Here is a 13,133-nt window from a genome sequence, read left to right on the forward strand (position 1 = left end):
AATTTCCTATTGAATATATATTCTCATTCGTGTATATTGTAGTCTAATACTTATTAGCTTACAAGGTAATTTACACCATGCCCCAACACTTTTTACTCACCGCAGATGCTCGCAGTCTGTCACCACTTGCCATAGCACGGTTAAGTGATGACAAGGCTCATGCGATGCTGTGCGAATTGCGTTGGGGTAGTATGGAAAATGTGGTATGCCCTAAATGTAGCAAACAGCATAAAGCCTATTACATCGCCACACGCAAACAATGGCAATGTAAGTCTTGCCGTCACCGCTTTAGTGTGACATCAAGCACTATCTTTGCTCATCATAAACTACCAATCCGTACCATACTGTTTGCCTGTGCCATTTACGTCAATGCCGTTAAAGGTATATCAGCATTACAGTTATCTCGTGATTTGGACGTTCAATACAAAACCGCCTTTGTCCTAGCCCATAAAATCCGTGAATCTATCCAAGCCCAACGTGAGTTGTTTCCGCTTAATGGCGAAATTCACATGGACGGTAGTTACGTTCATTCTAGTGTGCGTGAGGAAAATAAAAAAGCCGATAGAGTTGATAGACGTTTAAAGGTGAATGAAAATCCCGATAAACGCTGTGTCATTGTCATGCGTAACCGCTATACCGCAGATGAAATTAAAGCCAATCCACAACTGGCAGGGGCTAAATCAACCTATACCTTTGTGGCATTGAGCGAAAACAACAAAACTGTTTCCAACCTTGCCAAGCTGTATATTGAGCCAAACAGCGTTATCCATACAGACGAACACCCATCGTATGACAATCTACTGGTAGAATTTGATTTAAAGCGTGTCAATCATAGTCAAGAATACCGTAGCGATGACGGCATCACTAATAATCTAGCCGAAAGCTACTTTAGCCGTTTTAAGCGAATGTATCACGGTCAAGTGCATAAAATCGACAATATCTATTTGGGCGACTATGCCAATGAGATAGCTTACCGTGAGGACACTCGCAGAATGAGCAATGGGTTGATATTTCATGATGTGCTAGGTAAGTGCCTTAAAACGCCACCGTCAAATGATTTTAAAGGTTACTGGCAAGGTAATCACCGCAACGCTGAATGGCTTGTCGCATAAGTGCCTATAATGCGATTACAGCGATTTTAATTCATAGGTAGGGATATTTATGCCGACTCACGCCCAAAGTGCCATTATCGCTAAAATAAAGCGGTTAGAGAGCGAAAGAAAACAAGTGATGGCTCACCTGCACTTGCTTGATGATAATATCGAAACCTTGTCTAAATCGCTTGATATTCTACAGTCAAACCAAGATGATATGACTGCCTTTGACACCGAAAACTTTAGCTACCGCCCTAAATTAAGGGTGTTCGTAGGTAAACCGAAGTCGTACTTGCTCACCATTTTTAAAAATGAGCCAACTAAAGTATTTACCACGCTTGAATTGACCGAAAAAGTAATGAAACTGGATAACATGGACGGGTTGCCCCAAGATAAACACATTAAAGCGGTTAAATCGGTGTTATACAAGCTACAAAAAGATGGGATTGTGGTAAAATCTAAGGATAACAATAGCCAAATTGTGTGGCGGTGGGCGAATTAGCCTAGCAAACATAAGAAAAGGCGGTTAATTCTGCCTATTTTTAACTTTTGTTTTGTGCAGGTGCTACATAATGACGAAATTAGCGATCAAATAAATTTCCATGATCCTCGTGCTTTTCATCGTACATTAAAAAAATAGATCAGGCCAATCATGGTACATATCGACAATATCGAAAGCTCATAACTAAAAACTCATAATTGCGTGACTTATCACCCACTATCAACGCACTCTTTTAGGTGTTTTGCAAACAACTTAATGTTAAAAGAAAACTCCTGTCTGGGCTTTCAATCTTGGCAGTGAACTGAACGTTCATCGGCGCAGCATTGCCAAAGAATGAAATATAGTTTACTTTTCAACCTGTTTAAAGCATAAATTTTATGCATTTCGGCTGTCATACTCCCCCTGTAATATTTAATGTACGAGCATCTTTGGAGGTTTACCCATGCTTAAGATGATGGATGTACTTGAACACACTCTGGTTCAAAATTTCTCTCACTCTCTCAACCAAGCTTCTGAGCAATTAGACGAATTACTCAATCAAAGTATTCTAGATACCTCAGAAGAGCAGTTGCGTAAAGTCATGTCCGCATTTTTCAAACGAGAAGATGCACTTGAAACAGCGCAAGCCCTAGATATTTGTCAAGAAGATTTACAATCTTTGCAAGCGGGTTTAGCACTTAAAGATGAACACCTGGGCGATACCGCTAAAATTGTTGCGCTATGTTTAGCTTTAGAAACAGACAGTTTGGCACACGTTGAAATTCCTGACTGTTTGCAAGATTACCCGATGTAAACTTATATTTTTAAGCACTTATTGCTGAAAGTATTGAAAAGTGATGTCTTGATGGCATCACTTTTTTATTGCCTATTATATTATCGAATAAAAAAAGAATTTAAGTTGCTTGCTACTTTTTAAATCAAAAGCTGGTTACCAACTTGATAAGTGTTGTTTGTCTATGAAACACTAAGGAAGCTTTAAGGATGGATCAAGATGATTATTCGCAATAAAAACAACAGCCTTACTCTCCTGTTTGCATGGTATGGGACAATTTTGCCCACGGTATTACCGGCACTTGCAATTGTGGTCATCCTTTCTACTATTTTGGTGTATTTATCTTCCCACCACTTTTTTCAAGTGCCTAGCGTACCTGCTATTGGCTTTACTATTTTCGGGATTATTTTGTCTATATTCCTCAGTTTTAGAAATAACGCCAGTTATGAGCGTTGGTGGGAAGGTCGAAAATTATGGGGGACGTTAATCGCAACATCACGGCATATTTCACGTGACTCATACGTATTGCCAGATCAGCAGCGTCGAGTCTTGATGTATCGGGTGATGCTGTTTAGTAATTTATTGCGCAACCGTTTACGCAATCAAAACCAACCCATTGATTTTTACCAAAACAAAGTCAATCTGACACCTGCAGATTATGATGCTTTATTTCCACATATCAATGCTGCACAGTTTATTTTAGAAAGCATTCAAAAAGAGTTAGTCCGCGTACTTAAAACAGGTAAAATTTCCGATATTATTTATCAAGGCTTGAATCGACACATTGTTGAATTAGGTAATGTGCAAGCAGGTTGTGATCGGATTCTCAGCACGCCTTTGCCTTTTTCTTATTCGGTTCTGCTACACCGCACTGTGTATTGCTTCTGCTTTATTTTGCCTTTTAGTCTAGAAGCCAGTTTGGGAATTTGGACACCGATTTTGGTGGGTTTAATTGCCTATTTATTCTTAGGTTTAGATGCACTCAGCGAACAACTTGAAGAACCTTTTGGCTTGCAAGACAATGATTTGCCACTCAACTCTATGGTGCGTTTAATTGAACGAGAAATGCTGAGTTCACTTGGCGAAGAACTACCGCCTGCAATTTTGGCAGTGAAAGGCAACCTAAGCTGAAATCAGTTGAGTTGAGACTCGTATATGAGTCTTAAACCTAGACCCTGCTAGTCATTTGTCTATGTTTGCGAGCAAAGAAGTAAATCTCACAGGTTCTTTAGCTGATTCGATCATTCGCCAACAAGCCATTGCGCCAAAGTCACCCGATCATTGCCTGCATAATCTTTGACTGTACGAATTTCCGAAAAACCGTGTTCTGCAAAAATCGCTTGCACAGCTAATGCTTGGTCATAACCATGTTCCAGTGCAATCCAAGCATTTGCTTTTAGCCAGTACTTACCCTGCGAAATAATCTGCACAATATCTGCCAAACCCTGATCTGCTGCCACCAATGCACGTTCAGGCTCTGCTGCTAAAGCAGATATGTGTGCATCATTAGCATCTATATACGGAGGATTAGAGACAATCAAATCAAAACGTGGTTCAGCTTCAGAAGCTAATGCTTCAAACCATGCACCACAGGCAAATTGCACCTGATTTAAAGCATATTTACTTGCATTTTCTTGGGCAACTGCAAGCGTTGGGAGGTAAATATCGGTTGCAGTAATTTGCCAACCTTGACGTTCAGATGCTAAAGCCAAAGCAATTGCCCCTGTACCTGTACCTAAATCGACAACAACAGCATCACGTTGTAATGGCAAAGACAATACAGTTTCGACCAAAATCTCAGTGTCAGGTCTTGGCACCAAAGTATCGTGCGTGACTTTTAAGTCCAGTGTCCAAAATGGCTGAGAACCTGTGATATACGCCAAAGGCTCGCCTGCTGCTATACGTGCTAAAGCATGCACGTACATTTGCTCTTGTTCGGCACTCAATTCCTGATCTGCACGATACTTTAATTCCAGCGCACTCAGTCTTAAAAAATGCTCAAGCAACCAAATATTTTCTTGACGCTCGTAACTGTCGACTTCACCACGTAGCGCCAAGGCTTGTGCAATATTCATTAACCACCGTTTTGATGTGCAAGCATTGCCAACTGATCTGCCTGATATTCACGATGCAGACTATCTAACAATTCAGTTAAATCACCTTCCATTACCGCATCCAACTTATATAAAGTCAGGTTAATTCGATGATCTGTTATCCGTCCTTGCGGATAGTTATAGGTACGAATACGCTCAGAACGGTCACCCGAACCCACCAAATCTCGTCGCATTTCTGAAGTCGCTGCATCTGCCGCTGCACGTTTGGCATTTTCTAAACGCGATGCCAATAACGCCATCGCTTTAGCTTTGTTTTTATGCTGTGAACGCTCTTCCTGACATTCCACCACAGTCCCCGTCGGAATGTGGGTAATACGCACTGCAGAGTCAGTTTTGTTGACGTGCTGACCACCGGCACCCGACGCGCGATATGTGTCAATTCGCAAATCGGCAGGATTAATATCTACCGTAGTATCTACATCTACTTCAGGTAAAATTGCAACGGTACATGCAGATGTATGCACTCGACCTTGCGATTCAGTCGCAGGAACACGTTGCACTCGATGCGCACCACTTTCAAACTTCAAACGGCCATATACACCTTCGCCATTCACCAAGCAAATGACTTCTTTATATCCGCCGTGTTCGCCTTCATTTTCAGATAAAATTTCGATTCTCCAGCCCTGACTTTCTGCATATTTACTATACATGCGGAATAAGTCACCCGAGAAAATTGCGGCTTCATCGCCACCAGTCCCTGCGCGAATCTCTAAATAAGCCGAGTTGGCATCATTCGGGTCTTTGGGAATCATTAAAATATTTAAATCAGCTTCAAGTTGCTGAATCAGTGCTTTATTCTCTCTAATTTCTTCTTGCGCCATTTCCTTAAAGTCAGGATCAGACAACATCGCTTCAGCTGTTTCAATATCAGCTTCGGCTTGTGTGTATTGTGACCAAACTGCCGTAATTTCTTCTAAGTCACTGTGTTCACGTGATAATTCACGAAAACGCTTGTTATCTGAAATCACTTCAATATCTGCCAATAAAGCAGTCAACTCTTCATGCCTGTCAGAAAGCTGATCTAATCGTAAACGCAACGATTCTTTCATTGTTTAAAAAATCTCAATGCAAAGGCTGTTACATGCAACACGCAGCACAGCGAAATAAAAATTGCGCATAGTTTACCGATTCTGCCAATCAAATAACATCATTATTCCGTCTGTACGATGTTTGCAATACTCATCTGCTCAAGTGCAAGTGGCATTTTAGATTATGCTTTGGTGCACTGTGGTCCATGTAAGTTCATAAAATGCTGCAATTAGCGCATGTATTTGATTATTTTTTTTGCAATTTTAATCAAACTCATACAAAGCCCACACCAAAGCACATCAATCTCGTCTGTACTCTCCACATTTTATAAACGGTACTTTGTTAAATTGAGCCCATCGAAATTGATCATAAATAAGTCCTGTAAAAGGACATGGAGTTCAACATGAAACTTAATGCTATGTTAATGACTGCAGCTTTAACCTCAGCTTCTATGCTCAGTGCCAATGTCTATGCAGATAATACCACGCGCGTTGCCGCAGCTAGTGCTTTAGGCAGTGTTGCAGGTACAGCAATTGGTAAAAATATGGGCGGCAATACTGGAGCAACATTGGGTGCTGCATTAGGCGGTGCAGGTGGTGCAGCTGTGGCAAGTAATAAACGTCATCGTACTGAATCTGCAATTGGTGGAGCTTTGGGTGGTGGTGCGGGTTATACCGTTGGTAAAAATATGGGTGGCACCAATGGTGGATATATTGGTTCAGCTTTAGGTGCAGCCGGTGGTGCCGCACTCGGCAATAAAATCTCAAAAGATAAAGAATATGACCGTTACCAAGAACGTAAATGGAAGAAAAAACGCAACCGTCGTTAAGTCTAAAGAATAGATAGAGCAAGTATAGATCAGCAAAAAAGCATCAACACAGGTTTGATGCTTTTTTTATAATTTTTTTCTTATATCCACTCAAATCCAATCCTAACCAATATGAAGTAATTTAGGAGTCCAATTACAAAGTCTTTACCAAATATAGCAAATTGACCTCATTAGCCTTCACGATCTTTGCCATCTGGTTCTATATCTTCATTACATAGCATATCGATAAATATTAGGAGCATCCGCATGAAACTTAATCGTGTTTTATTAGGTAGTGTTATCGCAAGTTCTGCCTTGCTTATGGGTACTGCACATGCCAACGGTACGCGTGTTGCTGTAAGCTCCGCCTTGGGTGGTGCTGTCGGCGCTGCGATTGGTCAGCAAATGGGCGGACAAACTGGCGCAATGATTGGGTCTGCCATTGGTGGTGCAGGTGGTGCGGCGGCTTCTGCCAATAAACGTGACCGTAATGGCGCCATGATTGGTGCTGCTTTAGGTGGGGCTGGTGGATATAGCGTTGGTCGCAATATGGCGGGCAACAATGGTGGCTATGTCGGTGCAGGGCTCGGTTCAGCAGGTGGTGCAGTATTAGGTCAAAAAGTTAGCGAAGACCGTCGTGATGACCGCTATGACAACAAACGCTACGATGATCGTTATGACCGCCGCTATGATAGCCGTGGCTACCGTTACAATGATTACCGTTATAATGACCGTTATCGCAAAGACAATGGCTTACATTTAGGTCACTATAAAAATGGTAAACGTCGTTAATTACTTGCGATACTTCTAACATTCAGCACCTTCGGGTGCTTTTTTGTTTGCTGACGACTTTCATGGATAAATGCATTTATAAAGTATGCTTTATTTTCTGAATGTCTTGCGCTCTTAAGCAGTAATATCTCATGACTCGCCCATATATCGAAAATTTTCGATATACAAAACTAGTGCACCGTCGTATGATAAAACTATCTTTATCAAGCTGGAATAAATGATGCGTTCCCTACAAGACACAAAATTTGCCATTCTTGAGCTTGCGCCTGTACGTGATGATCAGTCAGTACAGTTTTCGCTGCATCATGCACTTGAATTAGCTCAACACGCAGAACAACTCGGCTATGATCGTTTTTGGTTGGCAGAACATCATAATATGGATGGCATTGCCAGCTCGGCAACAGCTGTACTTTTGGGTTATTTATTAGCAAATACTAAAAAAATTAGACTCGGTTCGGGCGGTATTATGCTCCCTAACCACGCTCCGTTAGTGGTCGCTGAACAGTTTGGAACTTTAGCGACTCTATATCCTAATCGTATTGAACTTGGTTTAGGTCGCGCTCCAGGCACTGATCAAGTTACTATGCGCGCGCTACGTCGTGGGCGCCAAGAAACTGAAGATCAATTTCCGCAAGATGTTTTAGAAATTCTTCATTATTTCAAAGATGCTGAACCACAACAACGGATTGTTGCTACGCCAGGACAAGGTACACACGTTCCTGTATGGTTACTCGGTTCAAGTTTATTTAGCGCACAGCTAGCTGCAAAATTAGGACTACCCTACTCATTTGCCTCACACTTTGCCCCGCGTATGCTTGCTCAAGCCATTCAGTTATATCGGGACAATTTTGAGCCTTCGGAATATTTAGAACGACCTTATGTGTCAATGGGTGTGCCAACCGTGGTTGCAGATACCGATCACGAAGCAGAATTTTTAGCGACCAGTGCCTATCAGCGTGTTTTAGGTTTAATGCGTGGACAAAGCCTAAAACTCAAAGCTCCAGTCGAAAGTATGGAAGGTTTGTGGTCGCCTGCAGAAAAAATGTCCGTCGATAGTTTTTATGGCATGGCACAAATTGGTTCTAAGGCTACAGTCAAAGCAGGATTAGAAAACTTATTGGCAAAGTATGATGTCGATGAGTTTATTTTTTCCTGTGATATCTATGACACAGAAAAACGCTTATACAACTTTGATTTACTCATGCAAATGAAGAAAAATATTTAATTCATTCAACACACCTTACAGCCAAATCAAGGGCTGTAAGGTAACTAAATTCTTAAGGTATTATTGGATCATATGTTAATTTTTAAACAGAAGCTTCTACCCGTTTTCTTTGGCACCTTGTTTACAGTGCTAGGCTGTTCTGAATCGTCACTGAATAATCAAACAGAAATCATCATACCAAAATACAATATTCAGGTGATGGAAGTAATGCTAGCTACAGTGAAGCAATAATTACCCTTGAAGGAAAATGTTTATACTTCTCAGTAAACCAGACGAATTTTTTGCCTATTTTTGCAACTCAACGTGCTTACTGGGATTCAAGAAATGATGTATGAGTCATAGATAATAAAACATATAAAAATGGCGATAGAGTTGCCTATGGTGCTGGTGAAGCGGCTAATATTGATTTAGACTCATATTTATGGATTATAAAACCAAACCCCGCTTGTGTTGAAAATAACACCATTATTATCAATAAATTAATACCACCATTACCAGCTTCCAACTAGATTGGAAATTATTTCAAATACATAAAATTTGTATTTTCTTGTTTTCTGCTACTTAAATCTCCGTCGAATTAATTTTCAATCTTTAGGAATGACTGGCTCGCCTGCACAAAAGACTTTACCAAACAGCACTGCCCCAACAAAATAGAGCAAACGTTCTAATTTATAAAATGAATAAATCAAGAGATTCAGCATGGTCAGTCCTAAACACGACGTTCATAGACACGCTTTTCAAAACTGTTTGACAGATTTTCAAGAGTTCCAAGGCAAATGTATTCCTGCAACTGAAATCAAACACCATGATTTCACTGGTTTACGCGTTGCAGTTATTGGCGCAAATCAGGACAGCGTGGCACAACTCGACAGACTTTGTCAGCAGGCAACATCTGTTCAAGTCTTTCAAATTGCACCGCATTTTGTCTTACCTAGTACCGAGCGTGGTATCCATCGTCTAATTAGCCATCCTTTGATGTTTAAAAATCGACGCTTGTTTAATAACCGCGTCAAAAATATTTTGGCTTTGCGCTTTTTAGATGCTCAAATCAAAGACACTTGGCTCAAACGTCAACTCACACCCAACATTGCTGATACTCATCAACACTATTTCAAATCTGATCATTATTATTTAGCTTTACAACGTGAAAATTGCCATTTGATTACTTGGCCAATTGTTAAAGTCTGCGCAAATAGTGTGCATAGTATTGATGGGCAAGAACATCCAATTGATACCATTATCACTACATTTTAAGTCACGCTAAAAGCTATATCATATAAATAAATAGTAGATTGGTTTTTATTCTATTAAAATCCAATAAAAAAGAGCCAAAATAATCTTTTGGCTCTTTAAATACATATAGTTTGTTTAACCAATACGACGTTTTAAACCTGTCATTTGTAAAATACGAGTTGAAATTTCTTCAATCGACATTTCAGATACATTTAAATATTTAATCCCTTCTGAAATATAAATGCCCTCAATGGCACGCAATTCCATTTGGCACTGATTAAAACTTGCATAACGGCTATTGGCTTTACGTTCAGTACGGATCGCCACAAGGCGTTCAGCATCAATCATTAAGCCAAATAACTTATGTTTATGCGGTTTCAGTACAGCTGGCAAACGGTTGTCATCTAGATCTTCTTCAGTGAGTGGATAGTTGGCCACGCGAATCCCGAACTGTAAAGAAAGGTAGATGGAAGTCGGTGTTTTACCCGAACGCGACACTCCAATCAGAATCAGATCAGCCTTATCATAATGACGTGTTCGTGCTCCATCATCGTTATCTAAGGCGAAATGCACCGCATCAATACGTGCCTTGTAAGATTCAGAATCTGTTACGGCATGCGTCTGCCCGACTAAAGTAGTTGGCGGTGTTCCTAACTCTTCCGAAAGCTTACTGATTAAGCCTTCAAATACATCTAAATTAATCGCTTTAGCGGTGTTTATAATGTCACGCACATATAGGTCAACCAAGGTATCAAACACCAAAGGTAATTGACCGTCTTTTTGTGCTCGAGCATTAATTTCTGCCACCACATTCATAGCCGCTTCTTCAGACGTAATATAAGGATGAATATGAATATCAAAGTCCACATTTGGAAATTGCGCTAAAAGAGAATGTCCTAGGGTTTCAGCCGTTATTGCAGTTCCATCAGAAATAAAAAAAACACTCCGCTTAAATTGTTTACCTTCTGACATTAAAATTCTCCTTAAATATTTGTCTTAGTGCTATATAATCTTTATAGTAAACCGATCTTACATGACTGTCGCTTAGTAAAACCAAATTGCTAAGTAGATTTATTATAATTTCATGACAAGATAGTGATTAATACTGCAAAAGTGGAGTAACAACTTTGGAAGCGCGCGTAATTGGTCTGGAAAAATTAGGGAAACACGATGTTGAGCTCGTGGGTGGGAAAAACTCATCTTTGGGCGAAATGATCAGCCACTTATCTAATGCTGGTGTATCTGTACCAGGTGGCTTTGCAACAACAGCTGCTGCTTATCGTGAATTTCTCGAGCAAAGTGGCCTAAACGCTAAAATTCAAGCAGAGCTAAAAACACTCAATGTAGATGACGTGAATGCGCTTGCTGAAACTGGTGCAAAAATTCGTCAATGGATTGTCGACACTCCGCTTACTGCATCACTAGAACAAGAAATTCGAGTTGCTTTTGAAGCACTCTCTAACGGCAACCCAAACATTGCGGTTGCCGTTCGTTCATCTGCAACTGCAGAAGATCTACCAGACGCATCTTTCGCAGGTCAGCAAGAAACATTCCTCAACATCCGTGGCATCGACAACGTATTAATTGCCATTAAAGAAGTTTTTGCATCTTTGTACAACGACCGCGCGATTTCTTACCGTGTACACCAAAACTTTGACCACGATGTCGTTGCTTTATCTGCAGGCGTACAACGTATGGTGCGTTCAGAAACAGGCGCAGCGGGTGTTATGTTTACCCTAGACACAGAATCTGGCTTCCGGGATGCCGTATTCATCACAGCTTCTTATGGTTTGGGTGAAATGGTGGTTCAGGGTGCGGTTAACCCAGATGAATTCTATATTTCTAAGCCTTTATTAAAAGCAGGCAAACATGCAGTTTTACGTCGTAACCTTGGCTCTAAACACCAAAAAATGATTTATGGTGAAGAAGGCGCGGCTGGTAAATCTGTAGTTGTGGTCGATGTTGAAAAACAAGATCGCCAACAATTCTCTTTAAATGATCATGAACTTCAAGAATTAGCAAAACAAGCTTTAATTATTGAGGAACACTATCAAGCGCCTATGGATATTGAATGGGCAAAAGATGGTGATGACGGTCAAATCTACATCGTTCAAGCACGTCCTGAAACTGTAAAAAGCCGTGAAAATGTCGGCACTATGGAACGCTACCTATTAAAACAAAAAGGTACGGTCATTTGTGAAGGTCGTTCAATTGGTCAGCGTATCGGTTCTGGTAAAGTTCGCGTTGTAACGTCTATTAAAGAAATGGACAAAGTTCAGGAAGGTGACGTACTTGTTTCAGACATGACTGACCCAGACTGGGAACCGGTAATGAAACGTGCTGCTGCAATTGTTACTAACCGTGGTGGTCGTACTTGTCACGCTGCAATTATTGCACGTGAATTAGGTGTACCTGCAATTGTAGGTTGTGGTAATGCAACTGAAGTTTTGACTGATGGTCAGGAAGTTACTGTTTCTTGTGCCGAAGGCGACACAGGTTTCATTTATGAAGGTGCTTTAGATTTTGAAGTTCAAAAGAACTCTATCGAATCTATGCCTAAACTTCCGTTCAAAATCATGATGAACGTCGGCAACCCAGACCGCGCATTTGACTTTGCTCAAATTCCAAACGAAGGTATTGGACTTGCACGTTTAGAATTCATCATCAACCGTATGATTGGCGTGCATCCTAAAGCATTACTTAACATTGACAGCTTGCCACGTGAAACACGTGCGGCAGTTATGGCGCGTACTGCGGGTTATTCATCACCAATCGAATTCTATGTAGAAAAATTAGTTGAAGGTATTTCTACCCTTGCTGCTGCATTCGCTGACAAACCAGTGATTGTGCGTATGTCTGACTTCAAATCAAACGAATACGCAAACTTAATTGGCGGTAAGTTATACGAGCCTGAAGAAGAAAACCCAATGTTGGGCTTCCGTGGTGCAAGCCGCTATGTGTCTGACAATTTCCGTGACTGCTTCGAGCTTGAATGTCGTGCCTTGAAAAAAGTACGTGACGAAATGGGCTTAACCAACGTACAAATTATGATTCCATTTGTACGTACCGTTGCTGAAGCAAAACGTGTGATCGAATTGCTTGCGCTAAATGGTTTAAAACGTGGTGAAAATGGTCTAAAAGTGATCATGATGTGTGAATTACCAACCAACGCATTATTGGCTGAACAATTCCTTGAGCACTTCGATGGTTTTTCTATCGGTTCAAATGACTTAACTCAGTTAACACTTGGTTTAGACCGTGATTCAGGTATTGTTTCTCACCTGTTTGATGAACGTGACCCTGCTGTGAAAGCATTACTTTCTATGGCAATTCACGCATGCCGTAAAGCAGGTAAATATGTCGGTATCTGTGGTCAAGGTCCTTCAGATCACCCTGACCTTGCGCGTTGGTTGATGGAACAAGGTATTGAATCTGTATCTTTAAACCCAGACTCAGTTTTAGACACTTGGTTCTTCCTTTCTGAAGAAAAAGCTCAACAAGCGTAATAAAACGTGTTAAAAGAAAACCCATGCACCTGCGTGGGTTTTTTTTCAAATTCATTTT

12 protein-coding genes are annotated in these 13,133 nt (G+C 40.8%); 9 read left to right on the forward strand and 3 right to left on the reverse strand.

Features of this window, described 5'->3' with window-relative positions; genetic code table 11:
* Positions 1–77 precede the first annotated feature (77 nt).
* The 4 genes from K1T76_RS07755 (at position 78) to K1T76_RS07770 (ending at position 3,499) form a co-directional block, all read left to right on the forward strand.
* On the forward strand, positions 78–1,112 hold the full coding sequence (locus K1T76_RS07755; RefSeq protein ID WP_230245077.1) for an IS1595 family transposase: 1,035 nt from the start codon (positions 78–80) through the stop codon (positions 1,110–1,112).
* A gap of 49 nt (positions 1,113–1,161) precedes the next feature.
* Complete coding sequence (locus tag K1T76_RS07760) at positions 1,162–1,596, forward strand: hypothetical protein (protein ID WP_230245078.1); 435 nt, start codon at positions 1,162–1,164, stop codon at positions 1,594–1,596.
* 442 nt (positions 1,597–2,038) lie between these two features.
* The gene (locus tag K1T76_RS07765) at positions 2,039–2,389 is read left to right on the forward strand and encodes a hypothetical protein (protein ID WP_026438247.1); all 351 of its coding nucleotides are present in this window, start codon (positions 2,039–2,041) and stop codon (positions 2,387–2,389) included.
* A gap of 198 nt (positions 2,390–2,587) precedes the next feature.
* On the forward strand, positions 2,588–3,499 hold the full coding sequence (locus K1T76_RS07770) for a bestrophin family protein (RefSeq protein WP_019838264.1): 912 nt from the start codon (positions 2,588–2,590) through the stop codon (positions 3,497–3,499).
* A 110-nt stretch (positions 3,500–3,609) separates the two neighbouring features.
* On the opposite strand, the gene prmC is transcribed toward K1T76_RS07770, so the two are convergent.
* A complete protein-coding gene (gene prmC, locus K1T76_RS07775) occupies positions 3,610–4,443 on the reverse strand; it encodes a peptide chain release factor N(5)-glutamine methyltransferase (protein ID WP_230245079.1) in 834 nt (277 codons plus the stop codon).
* Positions 4,443–5,531 carry a peptide chain release factor 1 gene (prfA, locus tag K1T76_RS07780; protein ID WP_230245080.1) on the reverse strand — a complete coding sequence of 363 codons (1,089 nt, stop codon included), beginning with the start codon at positions 5,529–5,531 and terminating at the stop codon, positions 4,443–4,445. Before prfA ends, prmC begins: the two co-directional genes overlap by 1 nt.
* Before the next feature lie 383 nt (positions 5,532–5,914).
* Between prfA and K1T76_RS07785 the strand changes: the two genes are divergently transcribed.
* From K1T76_RS07785 to K1T76_RS07800, 4 genes are all read left to right on the forward strand, one after another.
* The gene (locus K1T76_RS07785) at positions 5,915–6,340 is read left to right on the forward strand and encodes a glycine zipper 2TM domain-containing protein (protein ID WP_019838267.1); all 426 of its coding nucleotides are present in this window, start codon (positions 5,915–5,917) and stop codon (positions 6,338–6,340) included.
* A gap of 246 nt (positions 6,341–6,586) precedes the next feature.
* Complete coding sequence (locus K1T76_RS07790; RefSeq protein WP_019838268.1) at positions 6,587–7,111, forward strand: hypothetical protein; 525 nt, start codon at positions 6,587–6,589, stop codon at positions 7,109–7,111.
* Positions 7,112–7,331: 220 nt separating this feature from the next.
* A complete protein-coding gene (locus tag K1T76_RS07795; protein ID WP_230245081.1) occupies positions 7,332–8,336 on the forward strand; it encodes an LLM class flavin-dependent oxidoreductase in 1,005 nt (334 codons plus the stop codon).
* Positions 8,337–9,035: 699 nt separating this feature from the next.
* Positions 9,036–9,590 carry a hypothetical protein gene (locus K1T76_RS07800; protein ID WP_019837976.1) on the forward strand — a complete coding sequence of 185 codons (555 nt, stop codon included), beginning with the start codon at positions 9,036–9,038 and terminating at the stop codon, positions 9,588–9,590.
* 114 nt (positions 9,591–9,704) lie between these two features.
* On the opposite strand, the gene ppsR is transcribed toward K1T76_RS07800, so the two are convergent.
* Positions 9,705–10,541, reverse strand: a complete 837-nt coding sequence (gene ppsR, locus K1T76_RS07805; RefSeq protein ID WP_019837977.1) for a posphoenolpyruvate synthetase regulatory kinase/phosphorylase PpsR — start codon at positions 10,539–10,541, stop codon at positions 9,705–9,707.
* Positions 10,542–10,696: 155 nt separating this feature from the next.
* On the opposite strand from ppsR, the gene ppsA reads away from it, so the two are divergent.
* Entirely contained in the window at positions 10,697–13,075 is a 2,379-nt protein-coding gene (gene ppsA, locus K1T76_RS07810; protein WP_019837978.1) for a phosphoenolpyruvate synthase, read from the forward strand.
* Positions 13,076–13,133: the final 58 nt, after the last annotated feature.

It is taken from the genome of Acinetobacter sp. PW68, from assembly GCF_020982655.1.
Classification (GTDB): domain Bacteria; phylum Pseudomonadota; class Gammaproteobacteria; order Pseudomonadales; family Moraxellaceae; genus Acinetobacter; species Acinetobacter towneri_A.

What these genes read in the sequence shown, in the direction of transcription:
- prmC (WP_230245079.1), bottom strand. Translation starts at nt 4,443, where the DNA reads ATGAATATTGCACAAGCCTTGGCGCTACGTGGTGAAGTCGACAGTTAC.
- K1T76_RS07765 (WP_026438247.1), top strand. Translation starts at nt 2,039, where the DNA reads ATGCTTAAGATGATGGATGTACTTGAACACACTCTGGTTCAAAATTTC.
- prfA (WP_230245080.1), bottom strand. Translation starts at nt 5,531, where the DNA reads ATGAAAGAATCGTTGCGTTTACGATTAGATCAGCTTTCTGACAGGCAT.
- ppsR (WP_019837977.1), bottom strand. Translation starts at nt 10,541, where the DNA reads ATGTCAGAAGGTAAACAATTTAAGCGGAGTGTTTTTTTTATTTCTGAT.
- K1T76_RS07795 (WP_230245081.1), top strand. Translation starts at nt 7,332, where the DNA reads ATGCGTTCCCTACAAGACACAAAATTTGCCATTCTTGAGCTTGCGCCT.
- K1T76_RS07760 (WP_230245078.1), top strand. Translation starts at nt 1,162, where the DNA reads ATGCCGACTCACGCCCAAAGTGCCATTATCGCTAAAATAAAGCGGTTA.
- K1T76_RS07800 (WP_019837976.1), top strand. Translation starts at nt 9,036, where the DNA reads ATGGTCAGTCCTAAACACGACGTTCATAGACACGCTTTTCAAAACTGT.
- K1T76_RS07770 (WP_019838264.1), top strand. Translation starts at nt 2,588, where the DNA reads ATGATTATTCGCAATAAAAACAACAGCCTTACTCTCCTGTTTGCATGG.
- K1T76_RS07790 (WP_019838268.1), top strand. Translation starts at nt 6,587, where the DNA reads ATGAAACTTAATCGTGTTTTATTAGGTAGTGTTATCGCAAGTTCTGCC.
- K1T76_RS07755 (WP_230245077.1), top strand. Translation starts at nt 78, where the DNA reads ATGCCCCAACACTTTTTACTCACCGCAGATGCTCGCAGTCTGTCACCA.
- K1T76_RS07785 (WP_019838267.1), top strand. Translation starts at nt 5,915, where the DNA reads ATGAAACTTAATGCTATGTTAATGACTGCAGCTTTAACCTCAGCTTCT.